Source organism: Streptosporangium sp. NPDC050148, from assembly GCF_055586505.1.
The window spans coordinates 90,336-108,841 of sequence record NZ_JBVJIA010000001.1; the positions used below are offsets into that span (position 1 = coordinate 90,336).

Sequence of the window (18,506 nt, forward strand, 5' to 3'; positions counted from 1 at the left end):
GCGCCGCCGGGACGCGGCGGGCGAAGGAGGACCCGTGGCCACGTTGACCCGGACCGCGGTGCGCCCCGAGGTGGGGACCGCACCGCAGCGCGTACGCCGGCGGCTGAGCGGGCGGGTCGCCAGCGCCACCGCGATCGTCATCGCGGTGCTCTGGACCACCCCGACCTTCGGGCTGCTGCTGTCCTCGCTGCGCCCGGAGGACCAGATCAAGACCACCGGGTGGTGGACGTTCTTCGCCGACCCGCAGATCACCCTGGAGAACTACCAGGAGGTCCTGTTCGGCACCTCCTCGTCCTCCGGCCAGATGATGAGCTTCCTGATCAACTCGATCGTCATCACGATCCCGTCGGTGCTCTTCCCGCTGGCCCTGGCCACCTTCGCCGCCTACGCGCTGGCCTGGCTGCCGTTCCGCGGCCGGGAGTGGGTCTACATCGGCATCTTCGCGCTGCAGATCGTGCCGCTGCAGATGTCGCTGGTGCCGCTGCTGTCGTTCTTCTCCGAGGGCGTGTCCGCCTTCGGCGTCCAGCTCATGCCCGCCTGGGAGCTGGAGGGCCCGGCCCGGTTCGTCCAGGTCTGGTTCGCCCACACCTGCTTCGCGCTGCCGCTGGGCATCTTCCTGCTGCACAACTTCATGTCCGAGCTGCCCGGCGAGCTGATGGAGGCGGCCCGGGTGGACGGGGCCAGCCACGGCAAGGTCCTGCGCACCGTCGTCCTGCCGCTGGTCGGGCCCGCGCTGGCCACCTTCGCCATCTTCCAGTTCCTGTGGGTCTGGAACGACCTGCTGGTGGCGCTCATCTTCGCCGGCGGCACCCCGGAGAGCGGCCCCATGACGGTACGGCTGGCGCAGATGGCCGGGACCAAGGGCAACGAGTGGCAGCGCCTGACCTCGGGAGCGTTCGTCTCGCTGGTCATCCCGCTGATCGTCTTCCTGTCGATGCAGCGCTACTTCGTCCGCGGCCTGCTGGCCGGCAGCGTCAAGGGCTGACCGGCCCTCCTCCCGCGCCCCGGTGGGCGCCCTGCCCGGGCGCCCACCGGGTTCTCGTCGATGGGTCAGGAGCGGGGCCGGTCCTGGGCGGCCGACGTGGCGGGCCGGTCGGGGGAGGTGCCCTGGGCGGGGACCTGGGGCTCGGCGGTCTCCGGTCGCGCCGGCGCGGGCCGGTCCGCAGTGGCCTGCGGGGCCGGGGTCAGGTGCTCACCGGTGACGGGGACGGCCGGGGCACCGGCCTCGCCGGGAAGGTCCTGGTCGATCCGCGGCATGGACGAGGCGGGCACGGTCGGCCGGGTGGAGACGTCCGAGAGCGACGGCTGCGGGGGCACGTCGGAACCGGCGGGAGAGGCGAACGACGCGGTGGCGGAGTCCGAGGCGGTCGGCTGCGGCGGGACGGAGTTGGCGGGAGAGGTGGCCGCGGCCGGGTCGTACAGGGCCGCGGACGAGGGGACCTCGACCACGACGGTATCGGCCGGGCCGGGGGTCGAGTCCAGGATGGCCCGAGCGTGGTCCACGTGCGAGGCCGCGACCAGCACGTCGTAGCGACCGGCGACGATCGCGCTGCGCGAGGCGAAGTCCCGCTTGCCGCCGGTGAACACGTGGTTGATGAACCCGAAAGCGGCGCCCATCACGGCCCCCCACAGGGCCGCCCAGAGCACGAGCATGAAGAACGACATCGTGGTCGAGGTGAACAGGCCGAGGAACATGCCGACCACGGCGCCGAAGAGCACGCCGCTGCCCGCCCCGGTGAGGGCGGCCCGTCCGTTGGTCATCCGGCCGGTGACGGTCTCCTCGAGCTTGAGATCGCTGCCGACGATCGCCACGTTCTCGACGGGGAACCCCGCGTCGGACAGGCCGTCCACGGTCCGCTGCGCCGCCAGGTAGTTGTCGTATCCCGCGAGGACCCTGCGGTTCACGACGACCTGGTCGTTCAGGCCGGTGGGCGTCTCTTTCATGTCGCTCGCCTTTCGCATGGGGGATGGGGCCACCGGCCGACTACCCTTCGTCCGCCCGACGATGCGCGCCTTTTCGCCCCCTCTCACCGGGACGGTGCGCTCCCGCCGGGGCGGCGTACCGGCGGGAGGGTCACCAGCTCTGGTGCAGCGGCTTGCCCTCGCTGTAGCCGGACGAGCTCTGCACACCGACCACCGCGCGCTCGTGGAACTCCTCCAGGGTGGAGGCGCCCGCGTACGTGCACGAGGAGCGCAGGCCCGCCACGATGGCGTCGATCTGGTCCTCCACGCTGGGCATGGCCGGGTCGAGGTACATCCTGGAGGTGGAGATGCCCTCCTCGAACAGTGCCTTGCGCGCCCGGTCGAAGGGCGAGTCCTCGGCCGTGCGCAGCCGCACCGCGCGGGCCGAGGCCATGCCGAAGTTCTCCTTGTACCTGCGCCCGTCCGCGGCGGTACGGGTGTCGCCCGGCGACTCGTAGGTGCCTGCGAACCACGAACCGATCATCACGTTGGCCGCGCCGGCGGCCAGGGCCAGTGCCACGTCGCGGGGGTGGCGGACGCCACCGTCGGCCCAGACGTGGCGGCCCAGCCTGCGCGCCTCGGTGGAGCACTCCAGCACGGCGGAGAACTGCGGGCGGCCCACCCCGGTCATCATCCGGGTGGTGCACATCGCCCCCGGACCGACGCCCACCTTCACGATGTCGGCCCCGGCCTCGACCAGGTCGCGTACGCCCGCGGCGGTGACGACGTTGCCGGCCGCTACGGGCACGCCCGGGTCCAGCGCGCGGACCGCCCGCAGAGCGCCGATCATCTTCTCCTGGTGACCGTGCGCGGTGTCCACCACCAGGCAGTCCACCCCGGCCTCGAGGATCTCCTTGGCCTTGGCGGCCACGTCCCCGTTGACGCCGACGGCCGCGGCGACGCGGAGCCGGTCCGAGGCGTCGACCGCGGGCCGGTACAGGGTGGCGCGCAGCGCGCCGGTCCTGGTCAGGATGCCGACCAGGCGGCCGTCGCCGTCCACCACCGGGGCCAGCCGGTGACGACCCTCGTGCAGGCGGTCGAAGGCCTGGCGCGGGTCGAGCCCGGCGGGCAGCGTGAGCAGGTGGTCGGACATCACCTGGGAGAGCTGCGTGTACATGTCCACGCCGACGCAGTCGCTCTCGGTGACCACACCGGCCGGGCGGTTGTCCCAGTCCACGATGATGATCGCGCCATGGGCACGCTTGGGCAGCAGGTTCAGGGCCTCGCCGACCGTGTCGTGCGGGGTGAGGGTCAGCGGTGTGTCGTGGACCAGGTCGCGGCGCTTGACCCAGTCGACGACGTCGGCGACCACCTCGATCGGGATGTCCTGCGGGATCACCGCGATCCCGCCTCGCCGGGCCACCGTCTCGGCCATCCGCCGCCCCGCCACCGCCGTCATGTTGGCGACCACGATGGGGATGGTGGTGCCCGTGCCGTCCCGGCTGGAGAGGTCGACGGCGAGCCGTGAACCGACGGCGGAGAGCGAGGGGACCATGAACACGTCGCTGTAGGTCAGGTCGTAGGCCGGCGTCATCCCATTGAGAAATCTCACGTTGATCCACCTTATCCCGTGAATTATCAGAAATGAGCGTTCCCCGTTTCCGCCTCTCCAAGAGGGCCGTCTCGTCGGACCGGACGGCTAAGATCCCGTTTGCGTGAATAAGTGGATGGCCATGAGGAGGCGCTGTGATCGTGGTTGACCGGCCCGAGATGCTCGTCGTAGGCCATGCCGTACGGACGTCGAACGCCGACGAGATGGAGCCGGGCAGGGGCAGGCTCACCGTCCTTTGGGCACGGGCGGGGTCCCCGGGGGCGTTCGCCCACGTGCCGGGCCGGGTGGACGAGAACATCTACGCGGTGCTCACCGACTACGAGAGCGACCACCACGGCGCCTACACCCAGATCGTGGGGGTCGCCGTGCGCAGCGCCGCCGCGCTGCCCGAGGGCATGGTGGCCGTCCGGGTGCCCGGCGTGCCGTCGCTGAAGCTGGAGGCCCGGGGGCCGATGCCGGCCGCGCTGCTGGAGTCCTGGCAGCAGCTGTGGAAGCACACCGAGTCGGGCGGCACCCCGCCGCGGGCCTTCACCACCGACGTGGAGATCCACCACCCCGGGGGTGCCGACATCTACGCGGCGGTGCTGTCCCCGATCCGCTGAGTCCCGATCCACTGGGTCCCCGTCCGCCGAGTCCGACGCGCCGGGGCCCGACGCGCCGAGCTCCGCGCGCCGGGTCCTGATCCGCCGGGCTCCGATGCGCCGTGCGCCGGGTCCCCCCGCCCGGCGCTCGTCCGCGCCCACCCGCGCCCGTCCGCCCGCCGTCCGACTCAGGCGTCGTCGTCGGGCGGCGGGTCGGGCAGCCGCCAGCCGGAGACGATCAGCGGCATCACGAAGTGGGTCATGAACAGCGCGATCACCAGTAGGACGAGCGCCCCGCCCGGCACGAAGAACTCGCGCTTCTGGGGTATGCCCACCGCGAGGACCACGACGAGGAGGACGATCAGGACGCCCGTCATGATCCGGTGGGTGAGGGCGGTGGCCCGCAGGCGCTCACCGACCTGGCGCTCGTCCAGGTCGCCTTCGGACAGCTCCACGACGCCGCGGGTGGCGACGTTGAGCAGGCTGACGGCCGGCAGGTAGACGATCAGCGAGATCGTCAGCAGCACGATGTTGACCAGGACGGGGCCGTCGCCGGGACCGCTGATCCAGGCCACGGCCGCGTCCACCCAGAACAGCGAGACGCCGAAGGCCGCCGCGACGGCGAGCAGCCGCCTGCGACGCCGGGTGGCGTACCAGCCGGGCAGGTAGTCGCGCTGCAGGGCTTCGACGCGGGCCCGACGCCAGTTCTCTTTCCAACCGTTCACGATCTCATCTGCCTAACCACTGCCCAGCCGCGGGAACGGCCTGAGGGAGAACACGACTTCCAACGGGACTTCGAAATGCTCGGCGATGCGCAGGGCCAGGAACAGGCTCGGGCTGTACTCGCCGCGCTCAAGGTAACCGATCGTCTGGTAGTGGACCCCCAGCGCGGCGGCCAGCTCCTTGCGTGAGATGCCACGCTCGGCTCTCAGCACCGAGATCCGGTTGTACACGTCTTCGGCGGACATCCCAGCAGTCTCCCAGCACTCAGGAGGCCTGTGCGGCGAGCCTGCGCTCGGCGAGGCGCGAGCCGGACTCGCGACGGGTGACCCGGCGGATCAGCAGCGGCGCCAGCAGCGTCCCGGCCACCGCCCAGACCGCCAGCACCGCTCCCACCATGGGCAGGCGCCAGCTCCGGCCGATCTCGGCGGTGAGCATGGTGTCGGGCAGGAAGGCCGCCCGCAGGCCGAGCCCCTGCCAGTAGAGCGGGAAGACCTGGGAGATCCACTGCGCCACCTCGGGCAGGAAGGTCATCGGGAGCATCACCCCGGAGGTGACCATCAGCACCATCATCGGCAGCGCCAGGACCCCCGCGGCGGTCTTGGGGCCGGGCAGCATGCAGCCGATGGCCGCGCCCAGCGGCACCACGGCGGCCGTGCCCAGCAGCAGCACCCAGGCCAGGGTCGCCCAGTCGCGGGGCGGTGCGACCCCGCCCAGGGCCACGCCGATGGCCAGGATCAGCACGCTCTGCACGACGATCTGGCCCAGGACGGTCACGCTCCGTCCCACCACGTAGGCGCCGACGCCGCCGGGGACGGTCCGCAGCCGCAGCAGCGTGCCCTCCTCCCGGTCGGCCGCGATGGCCATCGGCAGCGCCATCACGCCGTTGGAGAAGACGGTGAAGGCCAGGAAGCCCACCGTCATGAACGTCTTCATGGAGACCCCGGTCCCCTTGACCTCGTTGTCGCCGATCCACACGAGCAGGCCGGCGAAGATGACGACCGTGCCGAGCAGGGTGTTCAGCATCTCCCTGCGGTCCTTGAGCAGGTGCGTGTGCTCGCTCCAGCCGCGTCGCAGCCCGATGCGCAGTGCCTTGACGTTCATGCCGCCCTCCCGATCAGTTCCAGGTAGCTCTCCTCCAGCGACGGGCGCCGGATCTCCAGGCCGGGCACCGGCCCCTCGAACCTCTGATGCAGCTCCCAGGCCGCCCGCGACGGGTCCTCGGTGCGCAGGACCCTCTCCCGGCCGTCCTCGACCCACCGGATGTGCGAACCGGTCTGCACGTGCCTCGCCAGCTCGGACGGGGTGCCGCAGACGGCGATCTCGCCGCCCACCAGGATCGCGGTACGGTGCGCCAGCTTCTCGGCCTCGGCCAGGTCGTGGGTGGTCAGCAGCACCGTGATGCCGTCGTCGGCCGCGAGCCGCTCGATGAGCAGGTGGAACTCGCGCCGGGCCTCGGGGTCGAACCCCGTCGTGGGCTCGTCCAGGAAGAGCAGTTCGGGACGGCCGACGATGCCCAGGGCCACGTCCAGCCGGCGGCGCTGCCCGCCGGACAGGCGGCTGACCCGCTGGTCGGCCTGGGCGGTGAGGCCCAGGTCGGCCAGCAGCCGGTCCGGGTCGTGCGGGTCGTCGTAGAAGGAGCCGATGTGGCCCAGGAGCTCGCGGACGCCCCACCGGCCGTGGTCGCGCCAGCTCTGCAGGACGATGCCCAGCTTGGCCCGCCACGCCTCGGTGGCCTGCTCCGGGTCGCTCCCGAGCACGCTCACCTCGCCGGCCGAGCGGTTCCTGAAGCCTTCCAGGATCTCGATGGTGGTCGTCTTCCCGGCCCCGTTGGGGCCGAGCAGGGTGAAGATCTCGCCGCGCCGGATCTGCAGGTCGACGCCTCGCAGGACCTCGGCGGAACCGTATGTCATCCGCAGCTCGCGGACGCTTACCGCAGTACTCATGCGAATGAATGTAGTACATCTACTACATATAAGCCAACAGGTACGACGAAAAGCGGTACACCTCCGGCTGGAGGTACCGCTGGTGCTACGGGAACGACGGGACGCCGGGGCTCGGAGAAGCCGAGGTCACCGGGCGGCAGGAGGGCGCCGGGAGCCTGGAAGCCCGGGGCCCGGGATCACCGGGATCACCGGGGTCTCGGAAGGGCGCCGGGGAGGGCGAACGACGGCCCATGGGTGCTCCGCCGCGTTCCCCGCACGAGAACGCGGCAGGGGACGCGGCGGAGGACGCGGCAGGGAACGCGCTGAGGGACGCGGCGAAAGGGGCGGTGAGGGAGGCGGCAAGGGATGCGGCGGAAGGGGACCGGGCGGGTCTCGGCCCTCCGGGTCCCGGCCTTCCGGGCTCCACGAAGGGCGGCGAAAAAAAGGGCGGCGGAAGAGGACCGGGCCGGACCCCGGCCCTCCGGGGCTCAGCCCTCCGGGCTCCACAGGGGCTCGGGGATCTCGAATCCCACGTCCTGCCCCCACCGGTTGCGGTAGCTCACCTCGTGCGCGGGGCGGCGGGGCGCGACGCCCCAGCGTCCGGTCGGGTAGCCGAAGGTGACCGCGCAGGCCATCGTCCAGCCCTTGCCCTCGGGAACGCCGAGCACCCGCATCGTCTCCTCGGCGTGGAAGATGCCGAGCACGCTGGTCAGCGCGCTGCCCACACCGTGGGCGCGGGCGGCCAGCTGCGCGCTCCACACCGAGGGGAAGATCGAGCCGCCGGACGGGTCGTTGCGCACGAACGCGAACAGCAGCAGCGGGTAGTGCTCGAAGTGGTCGGCCAGGTGCTTGGCCGAGTTCAGCACGCTGAGCGTCCGGGTGTCGCCCTCGGCCTCGGCCTTCTCGCGCATCGGCCGGTAGTGGCCCTCGAAGAGCTTTCCGAGCGCGTCCCGGTAGAGCGGGCCGAGCCGCTCCTTCACCCCGGGGTCGTCGACGAGCAGGAACCGCCAGCTCTGCACGTTGCCGCCGCTGGGGGCGCGGACCGCGGCGTCCAGGATGCTGCGCTGGACCTCCTCGGGGATCGGGTCCGGCTTGACCCTGCGCATCGCCCTGGTCGTGTACAGCGCCTCGAAGACGTCCATCCCCGCCGATCCCGCCGTGTCCTTCACGCGTTCCGCCTCCTTCGTCTCCAGGCTCTTCAGGGTCTCTTGCGTGTCCCGCGGGTCGTGGGCGCCCGTCACGCCAGCACCCCCGCCTCGCGCAGCCGCGCCGCGGTCTCCTCCGGCAGGCCCCAGGAGGTCAGGTCGGCCAGCCGGGTCGCGGGGGAGAGGTCCTGCTCGGCCACGCCCAGCAGGCGCGGCACCGGGACGGGCTGCCGGACGCCGCCGACCTCCACGAACGTGCCGCGGGCCTTGTTGTGCGGGTGGTCGGGGGCCTCGCCCATCTCCAGCACCGGGGAGACGCACGCGTCCGAGCCGTCGAACACCGCCTCCCACTCGGCGCGGGTCCTGGACCCGAACGCCTCGGCCAGCCGCTCGCGCAGCTCCGGCCAGTTCGACCGGTCCTCGCGGTCGGGCAGCCCGGCGGCGTCCAGCCCCATCAGGGTGATCATCTCCGTCCAGAACTGCGGCTCCAGCGAGCCGACGGCCACGTACCCGCCGTCGGAGGTCTCGTAGGTGTCGTACATCGGCGCGCCGGTGTCGAGCAGGTTGGTGCCGCGCGGTCCCCAGAAACCGCTCTGCACGCCGTGGTAGAACATCGCGAACAGCGCCGCCGCGCCGTCCACCATGGCCGCGTCGATGACCCGGCCCTCGCCGGTCCGCTCCCGCTCGATCAGCGCGAGCAGCACGCCGTACGCGAGCATGAGGCCGCCGCCGGCGAAGTCGCCGAGGATGTTGATCGGCGGCGTGGGCCGCTCGCCCGCGCGGCCCAGCATCGACAGCACGCCGGAGACGGCGATGTAGTCGATGTCGTGCCCGGCGGTGGCCGCGAGCGGGCCGTCCTGGCCCCAGCCGGTCATCCGCCCGTAGATCAGGCGCGGGTTGACCGCGTGCAGGTCGGCCGGGCCGATGCCGAGGCGCTCGGCGACCCCGGGCCGGAAGACCTCGACGACCACGTCGGCGTGCCGGGCCAGCTCCTTGAAGGCGGCCACGCCCTCGGGCGACTTCAGGTCCACGCCGACGGTCCGCTTGCCGCGGTCCATCACGTCGGCGCGCGGACGGTCCCCGGCCTTGGCGACCGTGCTCGCCCGCTCGACGCGCAGCACCTCGGCGCCGTGGTCGGCCAGCATCATCCCGGCGAACGGCCCGGGGGCCAGTCCCGCCAGTTCGAGCACGCGGACTCCGGCCAGCGGGCCCTTCCTGGTCACGCGCTCCATGTACGTTCTCCTCGGTGCGATGTCGACTCCGGTCCGGCGCGGGCCGCACGGGCGGACGCCCGGTGAGGGACCCGGCGGCCCGTTCCGCCACCGTGGCGGCCCGTTCCGCCCAAGTAGAACAACATTCGGCTTTCCGTGGCAAGACACATCGCCAGGAGCCGCGTGGCGCCCGCGCGCGTATGGGAAACTTGCGCCCTCTCCGAACGGGACCTAGGGGTTTTGCGATGACGTATCCGCACAGTGAACGGGTGGTCGCTGGGCGCTATCGATTGCTGCGGGAGCTCGGCAGGGGCGGGATGGGGGTCGTGTGGGAAGGCCACGACACCCTCCTCAACCGCGCGGTGGCCGTCAAGGAGGTCCTGCTGCCGCCCCATCTCTCCCCGGCGGAGCACCGGCTCCAGCTGGCCCGCACCTCTCGCGAGGCCAGGACCGCGGCCCGGCTCAATCACCGCGGCATCGTGGCGATCTACGACGTGGCCGAGCAGGACGGCCGTCCCTGGATCATCATGGAGCTGGTCCGGGCCCGCGGCCTCGACGAGGTCGGACGGCTTCCGGTGCACGTGGTCGCCGACATCGGCCGCCAGGTGCTCTCCGCCCTGCGCGCGGCCCACGGGGCCGGGATCCTGCACCGCGACGTCAAGCCCAGCAACATCCTGCTGGAGGCCGACGGCCGCGCCGTCCTGTCCGACTTCGGCATCGCGACCATCGAGGGCGACACCTCGCTGACCCAGACCGGCATGGTGACGGGCTCGCCGAGCTTCCTGCCGCCCGAACGCGCCACCGGCGCCGACGCGGGCCCCTGGTCGGACCTGTGGGCGCTCGGCGCCACCCTGTACGCGGCCCTGGTCGGCCAGGCCCCCTTCGAGCGCCGCGACGCCATCGCCACGCTCGGCGCGCTCATCAGCGAGGAACCCGACCTCGGCCGGGTGCCGCCGGAGATGCGCGCGGTGCTCGCCGGCATGCTCCAGCGCGACCCCGCGCACCGGCTGAGCGCCCAGCAGGCCGACGCGCTGCTGGCGGAGGTCCTCAGCGACCCGTCGGCCGCGATCCGCAGGACCGGCGAGACCGCGATCCGGCCGGGCGGGCAGACCTCCTCGCGCCGGAGCGGGGAGAGCACGGTCCACCGCGCCACCGGGACGTCCCGCCGGGCCGGGGCTCGCGACGGGGGCGACACCGCGAGCCTGCCCGGGGCCGCGGGACGGCGCCGCCGGCAGCGCGGCGGGCGGGTCCCGCTGATCGTGGCGTCCGTGCTGGTGCTGGCGGCGGGCGGCGCGGTGGCGGCCGTCGCGATGTCCCAGCCCGACCAGCGCAGCGTGGCGCGCTCCGGGCCCGCCGTCACGACGGCGGAGCCCGAGCCGACGAGGACCGCCTCGCCCACCCCGACGCCCACGTCCACCCCCACCCCGACCCCCACGCCGACCGCGACCAGGACGGCCGCGCCGGCCCAGGCGCTGCGGACGTGGCGGGCCCGGCCCCCGGAGAACTGGTCCATCACCTACCCGGCCGGCTGGAGGGGCGACTGGGCCGGCGAGACGGGCTACACCCAGTGGCTGCGCCGCGACGGGCGCGCCCATTTGGCGGTGGAGCCGCTGGAGCAGTCCTTCGACGGCCTGGAGGGGCTCCAGCAGGTCGTCAGGGAGAGCGCCTCCCAGCAGAGCGAGATCCACACCGAGGACGTGCGCAGGGTCCCCCTGGCCTACGGGGCCGGGCTGGAGTGGGAGTTCACCTGGACCGCCAAGGACAACGGCGGGATCCCCTGGGCGGTCCCCGGCGTGACCTACCACGAGCTGCGGCGGTTCATCGAGGTCGGCGACACGGCCGTGGTGCTGGCCTGGACCGTCCACGACGAGGAGTGGGATGCTCAACGCCCCCTGATGAACCGGGTGTTCGCCGGTTTCCACCCCCGCGGAGGCGAGTGACATGACCTGGAAGGTGCTCGCGCTGCCGCCCCTCCCCGAGGCGGCGGTGCGCAACCTGCTCGGATCGCTGGGCGACCGGATCGAGGTGTCGGTCCCGGCCGCCCGCGACCGGGAATCGCTGCTGGCGGCCCTGCGCCCCGCCGAGATCGTGGTCGGCGACTGGAGCGGCGGGCTCACCCTGGACGCCGAGGCCGTCCGGGCCGCGCCGGACCTGGCGTTCGTGCAGCAGCCCTCCGTCGGCGTGGACGGCCACGACCTCGCCGCGCTCGCCGCGGCCGGCGTGCCGCTGGCCAACACCGCCGGGGTGAGCGCGATCGGCGTGGCCGAGTGGTGCTTCGCCGCCGCGCTCGCGCTGTCGCGGAGGCTGCCGGAGGCCGACGCCGCGGTCCGCGCCGGCCGCTGGCCGCAGCTGGACCTCGGGCCCGCCGAGCTGTACGGCTCGGCCGTCGGCATCGTCGGCTTCGGCCCGATCGGCGAGGCGGCCGCGCGGATGTTCGCCGCCCACGGCTGCGAGGTCTCCTACTGGACCCGTACGCCGCGCGAGGTGCCCTACACCTACCGGGAGATCGGCGAGCTGGTGGCCGGCTCCCGGGTGCTCGTCGTGGTCGTCCCGCTCACCGAGGAGACCCGGGGGATGATCGACCCGTCGGCGATGCCCGCGGGCTCGCTGCTGGTCAACGCGGCGCGCGGGCAGGTGGTGAACTCGGCGGCGCTGCTGTCGGCCCTGGAGTCGGGACATCTGGGCGGCGCCGCGCTCGACGTGTTCGACACCGAGCCGCTGCCGCCCGGCGACCCGCTGCGCAGCAGCCCCCGGGTGCTGCTCTCCCCGCACGTGGCCGGGGTCACCCCGCAGTCCACCGGCCGCCTGATCCGGTGCGTGCTGGACAACCTGGAGGCGGCGATCGACGGCAGACCGGTGAGCAACGTGGTGAACGGGGTCGATCCGGTGGTCGGCCGCAGGTCCCGTTCGGCACTCTCGTAGAGTTTTCTCGCGTTTAACGCGCCCCGCCTGGCTCCGGAGAGATCCGAGATATAACGTGCCTAGGGGCGATCTTTCCAACGACGGGCAGTGGGGGTGATCACCGTGCGACGGATGACGGCGATGTCGGCGCACCGGCAAGCGGTGGAGCAGATCAGGGAGTCCTACGCCGCCCTTCCGGACGACGCGGTGCCGCGCCTGGCCAAGGCCACCACGAACCTGTTCCGCTTCAGGGACGGCGCCCGGGCGGCGAAGCTGTCGGCCAGGGATCTGGACCAGGTCATCGAGGTCGATCCCGGGACGATGACCGCCGAGGTCCAGGGGATGACCACCTACGAGGACCTGGTGGACGCCACGCTCGCCCACGGGCTCATGCCGTACGTGGTGCCGCAGCTGAAGACGATCACGCTGGGCGGGGCGGTGACCGGGCTCGGCATCGAGTCCACCAGCTTCAGGGACGGGCTGCCGCACGAGTCCGTGGAGGAGATGGAGATCCTCACCGGCGACGGCCGGATCGTGGTGGCCCGCGACGACAACGAGCACCGCGACCTGTTCCGGGCCTTCCCCAACTCCTACGGCACGCTCGGCTACGCGCTCCGCATCCGGATCAGGCTCAAGCCCGTCCAGCCCTACGTCAGGCTGACCCACATCCCGTTCGGCGACGCCGACAAGTGCATGCTCGCGATGCGCGACATCTGCGAGAGCGGCGAGTACGAGGGCGAGCGCGTCGACTTCGTGGACGGCACGTTCTTCGGCCCCGGCGAGCTGTACGTGACCGTGGGGCGCTTCGCCGAGCGGGCCCCCTACCTGTCCGACTACACCGGGATGCGCATCTACTACCGGTCGATCCAGACCAGGACCCGCGACTGGCTGACCGTCCGCGACTATCTGTGGCGCTGGGACACCGATTGGTTCTGGTGCTCGCGCGCCTTCGGCGTGCAGAACGCGCTGGTGCGCTCCCTGATGCCGCGCAAGTGGATGCGCTCGGACGTCTACCGCAGGCTCGTCGGCCTCGACCGCAAGTACGGCGTGGTCGCCCGGGTGGACCGCTGGCGCGGCCTGCCCCTGCAGGAGTCGGTCATCCAGGACATCGAGGTGCCCGTCGAGCGCGGCGCCGAGTTCCTGGAGTTCTTCCACGACAAGGTCGGCATGACGCCGGTGTGGATGTGCCCGCTGCGCTCCACCGGCGAGTGGCCGCTCTACCCGCTGGAGACCGGGCGGCTGTACGTCAATTTCGGCTTCTGGGGAACGGTCCCGCTGCCCCGGGGGCAGTTCGACGGCTACCACAACCGTCTCATCGAGAACCGGGTCCACGAGCTGGAGGGGCATAAATCGCTGTACTCCACCTCGTTCTATCCAGAAGATGAGTTCTGGCGGTTTTATAACGGAACCGCCTACTGGCCGGTCAAGCGGGCATACGACGGGGGTGGCCGGTTGCTCGATCTCTACGACAAGTGTGTTCGGGGGCGTTAGGAGAGGTTGATTCTGTGTTGCTCGCAGAGATCTTCGAAAAGGTCATGGGCCCGGAGGCGGACGTACGCTTCATCGCCTACGACGGAAGCAAGGCCGGGCCCGACGGGGCCGACATCACCGTCGAGGTGAAGACCCCGGCGGCCGTCGCCTACCTGGCGCAGGCGCCCGGCGAACTGGGCCTGGCCAGGGCCTACGTCTCCGGTCACCTCGACGTCCACGGCGACATGTACACGCTGCTGTCGCGGATGTGGGCGCTCACCGTCAACGACCTCCCGGCCAGGGAGAAACTCGCCGCCATCCGGGCCCTGGGCGTGCGCCCGCTGCTCACGCGGATGCCGCCTCCCCCGCAGGAGGTGCGCAGCAGCATGCTGGCGCGGATGGGCAGCAGGCACGCCAAGCGCCGCGACGCCGAGGCGATCCACCACCACTACGACGTCTCCAACAGGTTCTACTCGTGGGTGCTCGGCCCGTCCATGGCCTACACCTGCGCGGTCTTCCCCGAGCAGGACGCCACGCTGGAGGAGGCGCAGTTCACCAAGTTCGAGCTCGTCGCCCGCAAGCTCGCGCTCAAGCCCGGCATGAGGCTGCTGGACGTCGGCTGCGGCTGGGGCGGCATGGTCATCCACGCCGCCCGCGAGTACGGGGTGAAGGCGCTGGGCGTGACCCTGTCGCGCCAGCAGGCCGAGTGGGCCCAGAAGGCCATCGCCGAGGCCGGGCTCGGCGAGCTGGCCGAGGTCCGTCACATGGACTACCGCGACGTGACCGAGACGGGCTTCGACGCGGTCAGCTCGATCGGCCTGACCGAGCACATCGGCAAGGACCAGCTGCCCTTCTACTTCCGCTTCCTGTACGACAGGCTCGTCCCCGGCGGGCGGCTGCTCAACCACTGCATCACCCGGCCGACGGGCACGGAGAGGACCTTCAACGCGAGCGGCTTCATCAACCGCTACGTCTTCCCCGACGGGGAGCTGGAGTCGGTCGGCTACCTGGCCCGCCAGATCGAGGACACCGGCTTCGAGATCCGTCACGAGGAGAACCTGCGCGAGCACTACGCGCAGACCCTGCGGTACTGGTGCGCCAACCTCGACGAGCACTGGGACGAGGCGGTCAGGGAGGTCGGCGAGGCCACGGCGCGGGTCTGGCGGCTCTACATGGCGGCCTGCGTGGTCGGTTTCGAGCGCAACAAGGTCCAGCTCCACCAGGTCCTCGCGGTGAAGCTGGACGCCCAGGGCGCGGCGCACGTCCCGCTCCGCCCTTCGCGCGACTGGCCCTGAGACGCGCCCGACCCTGAGACGCGCCCGGTCCTGACGCGCGACCGGTCCTGAGACGGGACCGGCCCTGACGCGCGACCGGCCCTGGGACGGGACCGGTCCTGACGCGCCGCACGCACGAGGGGCGTTCCCGGGAGGTCCCTCCCCGGGAACGCCCCTCGCGAGAGCACCGCCCGCGCGCCCGGAACACCGCGCCGCCGGGCGGGCGTCGCGGCCCTCGGGGTCAGCGCAGCTCGCGCTTGAGGATCTTGCCCGTCGCGGTCATCGGCAGCGCGTCCCGGAACTCGACGATCCGCGGGTACTTGTACGCCGCCATGTTCTCCCTCGCCCAGGCGATCAGCTCCTCCTCGGTGACCGTCGCGCCGGGGGTGCGGATGACGTACGCCTTGACCTCCTCGCCGTGCGAGTCGTGGGAGACGCCGACCACCGCCGCGAGCGAGACCTCCGGGTGGGTGATCAGCACCTCCTCGAGCTCGCGCGGGTAGACGTTGAAGCCACCGCGGATGATCATGTCCTTGGCGCGGTCGATGATGGAGTAGTAGCCGTCGGCGTCGCGGGTGGCGATGTCGCCGGTGCGGAACCAGCCGTCCCTCATGACCTCGGCGGTCGCCTCGGGCCGGTTGTAGTAGCCCTTCATGATGTTGTGGCCGCGGATCGCGATCTCACCGGGGCCCTCGCCCTCGATCGTCTTCCAGTCGGCGTCGATCAGCCTCATCTCCACGCCCCAGATCGGCGTGCCGACCGTACCGGGCTTGCTGGGCCTGCCCACCTGGTTGAAGCTGGCCACCGGGGAGGTCTCCGACAGGCCGTACCCCTCGTAGATGCCGACCCCGAAGGTCTTCTCGAAGTCCCGCAGCACCTCGACCGGGGAGGACGAGCCGCCGGCCACCGCGACCCTGAGCGAGGTGGGCACCTCGTCGCCGTCCGCGTGGATCTTCGTCAGCATGGCCCAGTACATGGTCGGCACGCCCGCGAACAGCGTGACCTTCTCGGTGCGCATCAGCTCCAGGGCCGGACCCGGCTCGAAGCGCGGCATCAGCACGATGGTGCCCCTGCGGCGGAATCCGGCGTTCATGACGACGGTCTGCCCGAAGGAGTGGAAGAGCGGCAGCACCGCGAGGTAGACGTCGCCGTCCTCGGTGCGGGGGAACATCTCGTCCGAGACGATGGCGTTGAGGAGCATGTTCTGGTGGCTCAGCTCGGCGCCCTTGGGCTGGCCGGTGGTGCCGCTGGTGTAGAGGATCACCGCGGTGTCGTCGGGCGCGGTCGCCACGGTCTCGAACTCGCCCGGCACGCCGTCCAGCGCCGCCCAGATCGTCTCCCCGTGCTCGGACTCGGTGGCGAAGGCGGTGGCGGGCAGCACGAAGAAGTGCTCGGCCGAGGACGCCTCGAAGCCCGCCCGCCCGCGCTCGCCCAGCGGCAGCTCGGGGGTCCCCTCGAAGCAGAACAGCGCCTTGGCCTGGGAGTCCTCCAGGTGGTAGGCGATCTCCCTGGTCTGCAGCAGCACGTTGAGCGGCACGACCGTGGCGCCGGTCTTGAGGATGCCGTAGTAGACGAACGGGAAGTACGGCAGGTTGGGGCAGGCCAGCGCGACCTTGTCGCCGCGTCCGATGCCCCGGGAGACCAGCAGGTTGGCAACCTGGTTCGCGACCGTGTTGACCAGGGAGTACGGCAGCCTCAGGTCGCCGAAGACCAGTGCGGTGCGGTCCGGGGTCTCCCGGGCGCTGTCCTCCAGCGCGATCGACAGGTTGAGCATCGTGCGTCCTCCTCCGGCGGGCTCTGACCCGCTCATCCTCGCAGCCCGAGATACTGACCGGTAGGTAATCACGGTCACAAATTGACGGGCAAACCGGGAGGGAGTAAGCAGGTAAGAGCCCGCTTACGGGGAGGCGAGCTGACCGTCTGGCGAGGAGGGGTCAGTGAGCGTGAACGACGGCGCCGGGCACGGCGGCAGGCACGGCGGCAGGCACGGCGGCAGGCACGGCGGCGGGGGCGGCGGGGAGTACGACTACGTCGTCGTGGGGGCGGGATCGGCCGGGTGCGTGCTGGCCGCGCGCCTGTCCGAGGATCCGGGCACGACGGTCGCCCTGGTCGAGGCGGGCGGGTCCGACCGGATGCTCGCGGTGCGGATGCCCGCCGGGTTCGCCCGGCTGTTCAAGACCGAGCACGACTGGAACTTCACCACGACCCGGCAGGACGGGCTGTCCGGCCGGGAGCTGTACTGGCCGCGCGGCCGGATGCTCGGCGGCTCCTCCTCGATGAACGCCCAGATGTGGGTCCGCGGGCACCGCGCCGACTACGACGGCTGGGGCGTGCCCGGCTGGTCCTACGAGGAGGTCCTGCCGTACTTCCGCAGGGCCGAGCGACGCTCGGGCTCCAACCACGGCGGCGTGTACGGCACCGGCGGCCCGGTCCACGTCTCGGAGCTGCGCTCCCCGAACCCCGCCACCGCGCTCTTCCTGCGGGCCTGCGAGGAGCTGGGCATCGCCCGCCTGGACGAGCTCAACGGTCCCTCCAACGAGGGGTGCTCGCCGACGCCGGTCACCCAGCACCGGGGCCGCCGGTGCAGCTCGGCCGACGCCTACCTCGCTCCCGCGAGAGGGCGGCCCAACCTCACCGTGCTGACCTCCTCGCACGTGCGCCGGATCCTCATCGAGGACGGCCGCGCCGTCGGGGTGGAGTACACGGGCGGTCCGGGACGCCGTGGCGGACGCCGCGGGCGCGGTGCGCGTGACGGCTCCGGTGCAGCCGGTGGTACCGGTGCCACCGGGGGCGGCGGTGCGGACGGCGGTGCCGTCGCGGTGCTGCGGGCGCGCCGGGAGGTGCTGCTCTCGGCCGGGGCGATCGGCTCCCCGCACCTGCTCATGCTCTCCGGCGTCGGCCCCGCCGACGAGCTGCGGGCCGCGGGCGTCGAGCCGGTCCACGAGCTTCCCGAGGTCGGCGCCGGCCTTCAGGACCACCTCGCCTCGGGCGTCTTCCTGCACTGCCCCCGGCCGATCACGCTGGCCGGTGCCGAGTCGGCCGGCAACCTGCTCCGCTTCCTGGCCACCGGTCGCGGCATGCTCACCTCCAACGTCGGCGAGGCCGTGGCGTTCATCCGTACCTCGCCCGAGGAGCCCGCCCCCGACATCGAGCTGATCTTCGCTCCGGGGCCGTTCATCGACCACGGCCTCACCCCGCCGCCCGGCCACGGCCTGACCATCGCCTCGATCCTGCTCCGGCCCGAGAGCCGCGGCCGTGTCCGGCTGGACGGCCGCGACGTCGTGATCGACCCCCGCTACCTCACGGCCGAGGCGGACGTACGGCGGCTGGTGGCCGGGCTGGTCAAGGCCCGGGAGCTGTTCGCCACCGAGGCGCTCCGGCCGCTGGCCGGGCCGCCGATGGCCCCCTACTGGGGTGCGCGGACCGAGGAGGAGCTGACCCGCTGGGTCCGCGAGCGCAGCGAGACCCTCTACCACCCGGTCGGCACCTGCCGGATGGGCGAGGACCCCGGCTCGGTGGTGGACCCCGCCCTGCGGGTCCGGGGGATCGCGGGCCTGAGGGTGGTGGACGCGTCGGTCATGCCCGTCATCAACCGGGGACACACCCACGCGCCCACCGTCATGATCGCCGAGAGGGCGGCCGACCTCGTCGCCGCCCCGGCCGGCCGCGTACCCCGGCCGTAGACCGTGACGCCGCCGTCCGGACCGGCGCGGAGACGGCCACCGTCACCGGTGGCCGTCGCGAACCGCGGAACTCACGGGGCCC

General features: G+C 72.2%; 16 protein-coding genes. 7 read left to right on the forward strand and 9 right to left on the reverse strand.

The window, feature by feature from the left end; translation table 11 throughout:
* Positions 1-34 precede the first annotated feature (34 nt).
* Positions 35-985 (forward strand): carbohydrate ABC transporter permease, encoded by a 951-nt coding sequence (locus ACZ6RT_RS00420; RefSeq protein WP_399187064.1) that lies wholly within the window; start codon positions 35-37, stop codon positions 983-985.
* A 65-nt stretch (positions 986-1,050) separates the two neighbouring features.
* Here the strand turns inward: ACZ6RT_RS00420 and ACZ6RT_RS00425 are convergent, their stop codons facing one another.
* Together ACZ6RT_RS00425 and ACZ6RT_RS00430 are read right to left on the reverse strand one after the other, a co-directional pair.
* Positions 1,051-1,944: a YflT domain-containing protein gene (locus ACZ6RT_RS00425; protein WP_470151554.1), complete on the reverse strand. Its 894-nt coding sequence runs from the start codon at positions 1,942-1,944 to the stop codon at positions 1,051-1,053.
* A gap of 130 nt (positions 1,945-2,074) precedes the next feature.
* A complete protein-coding gene (locus tag ACZ6RT_RS00430) occupies positions 2,075-3,514 on the reverse strand; it encodes a GuaB1 family IMP dehydrogenase-related protein (RefSeq protein ID WP_399187062.1) in 1,440 nt (479 codons plus the stop codon).
* A gap of 134 nt (positions 3,515-3,648) precedes the next feature.
* Between ACZ6RT_RS00430 and ACZ6RT_RS00435 the strand changes: the two genes are divergently transcribed.
* On the forward strand, positions 3,649-4,116 hold the full coding sequence (locus tag ACZ6RT_RS00435) for a GyrI-like domain-containing protein (RefSeq protein WP_470151556.1): 468 nt from the start codon (positions 3,649-3,651) through the stop codon (positions 4,114-4,116).
* A 167-nt stretch (positions 4,117-4,283) separates the two neighbouring features.
* Here the strand turns inward: ACZ6RT_RS00435 and ACZ6RT_RS00440 are convergent, their stop codons facing one another.
* The 6 genes from ACZ6RT_RS00440 to ACZ6RT_RS00465 all read right to left on the reverse strand — a co-directional run bounded on the left by ACZ6RT_RS00440 (position 4,284) and on the right by ACZ6RT_RS00465 (position 9,117).
* On the reverse strand, positions 4,284-4,820 hold the full coding sequence (locus tag ACZ6RT_RS00440; RefSeq protein ID WP_470151558.1) for a hypothetical protein: 537 nt from the start codon (positions 4,818-4,820) through the stop codon (positions 4,284-4,286).
* Positions 4,821-4,832: 12 nt separating this feature from the next.
* The gene (locus ACZ6RT_RS00445; RefSeq protein WP_344896321.1) at positions 4,833-5,063 is read right to left on the reverse strand and encodes a helix-turn-helix transcriptional regulator; all 231 of its coding nucleotides are present in this window, start codon (positions 5,061-5,063) and stop codon (positions 4,833-4,835) included.
* A 19-nt stretch (positions 5,064-5,082) separates the two neighbouring features.
* Positions 5,083-5,919, reverse strand: coding sequence for an ABC transporter permease (locus ACZ6RT_RS00450; protein WP_399187059.1), 837 nt, complete (start codon positions 5,917-5,919; stop codon positions 5,083-5,085).
* Positions 5,916-6,761, reverse strand: a complete 846-nt coding sequence (locus ACZ6RT_RS00455; RefSeq protein WP_399187057.1) for an ABC transporter ATP-binding protein — start codon at positions 6,759-6,761, stop codon at positions 5,916-5,918. Before ACZ6RT_RS00455 ends, ACZ6RT_RS00450 begins: the two co-directional genes overlap by 4 nt.
* 467 nt (positions 6,762-7,228) lie before the next feature.
* On the reverse strand, positions 7,229-7,909 hold the full coding sequence (locus ACZ6RT_RS00460) for a nitroreductase family protein (RefSeq protein ID WP_399187056.1): 681 nt from the start codon (positions 7,907-7,909) through the stop codon (positions 7,229-7,231).
* A 68-nt stretch (positions 7,910-7,977) separates the two neighbouring features.
* Entirely contained in the window at positions 7,978-9,117 is a 1,140-nt protein-coding gene (locus ACZ6RT_RS00465) for a CaiB/BaiF CoA transferase family protein (protein ID WP_399187055.1), read from the reverse strand.
* A 248-nt stretch (positions 9,118-9,365) separates the two neighbouring features.
* Between ACZ6RT_RS00465 and ACZ6RT_RS00470 the strand changes: the two genes are divergently transcribed.
* The 4 genes from ACZ6RT_RS00470 to ACZ6RT_RS00485 all read left to right on the forward strand — a co-directional run bounded on the left by ACZ6RT_RS00470 (position 9,366) and on the right by ACZ6RT_RS00485 (position 14,762).
* Entirely contained in the window at positions 9,366-11,036 is a 1,671-nt protein-coding gene (locus tag ACZ6RT_RS00470; protein WP_470151561.1) for a serine/threonine-protein kinase, read from the forward strand.
* A 1-nt stretch (position 11,037) separates the two neighbouring features.
* Positions 11,038-12,018 carry an NAD(P)-dependent oxidoreductase gene (locus ACZ6RT_RS00475; protein ID WP_399187053.1) on the forward strand — a complete coding sequence of 327 codons (981 nt, stop codon included), beginning with the start codon at positions 11,038-11,040 and terminating at the stop codon, positions 12,016-12,018.
* A gap of 120 nt (positions 12,019-12,138) precedes the next feature.
* A complete protein-coding gene (locus tag ACZ6RT_RS00480; protein ID WP_399187172.1) occupies positions 12,139-13,488 on the forward strand; it encodes an FAD-binding oxidoreductase in 1,350 nt (449 codons plus the stop codon).
* Positions 13,489-13,502: 14 nt separating this feature from the next.
* On the forward strand, positions 13,503-14,762 hold the full coding sequence (locus tag ACZ6RT_RS00485; protein WP_470151563.1) for a class I SAM-dependent methyltransferase: 1,260 nt from the start codon (positions 13,503-13,505) through the stop codon (positions 14,760-14,762).
* Positions 14,763-14,982: 220 nt separating this feature from the next.
* Here ACZ6RT_RS00485 and ACZ6RT_RS00490 read toward each other — a convergent pair whose 3' ends face one another.
* The gene (locus ACZ6RT_RS00490) at positions 14,983-16,515 is read right to left on the reverse strand and encodes a long-chain-fatty-acid--CoA ligase (RefSeq protein WP_470151565.1); all 1,533 of its coding nucleotides are present in this window, start codon (positions 16,513-16,515) and stop codon (positions 14,983-14,985) included.
* A 163-nt stretch (positions 16,516-16,678) separates the two neighbouring features.
* Between ACZ6RT_RS00490 and ACZ6RT_RS00495 the strand changes: the two genes are divergently transcribed.
* Positions 16,679-18,424, forward strand: a complete 1,746-nt coding sequence (locus tag ACZ6RT_RS00495) for a GMC family oxidoreductase (protein WP_470151567.1) — start codon at positions 16,679-16,681, stop codon at positions 18,422-18,424.
* Positions 18,425-18,506 lie beyond the last annotated feature (82 nt).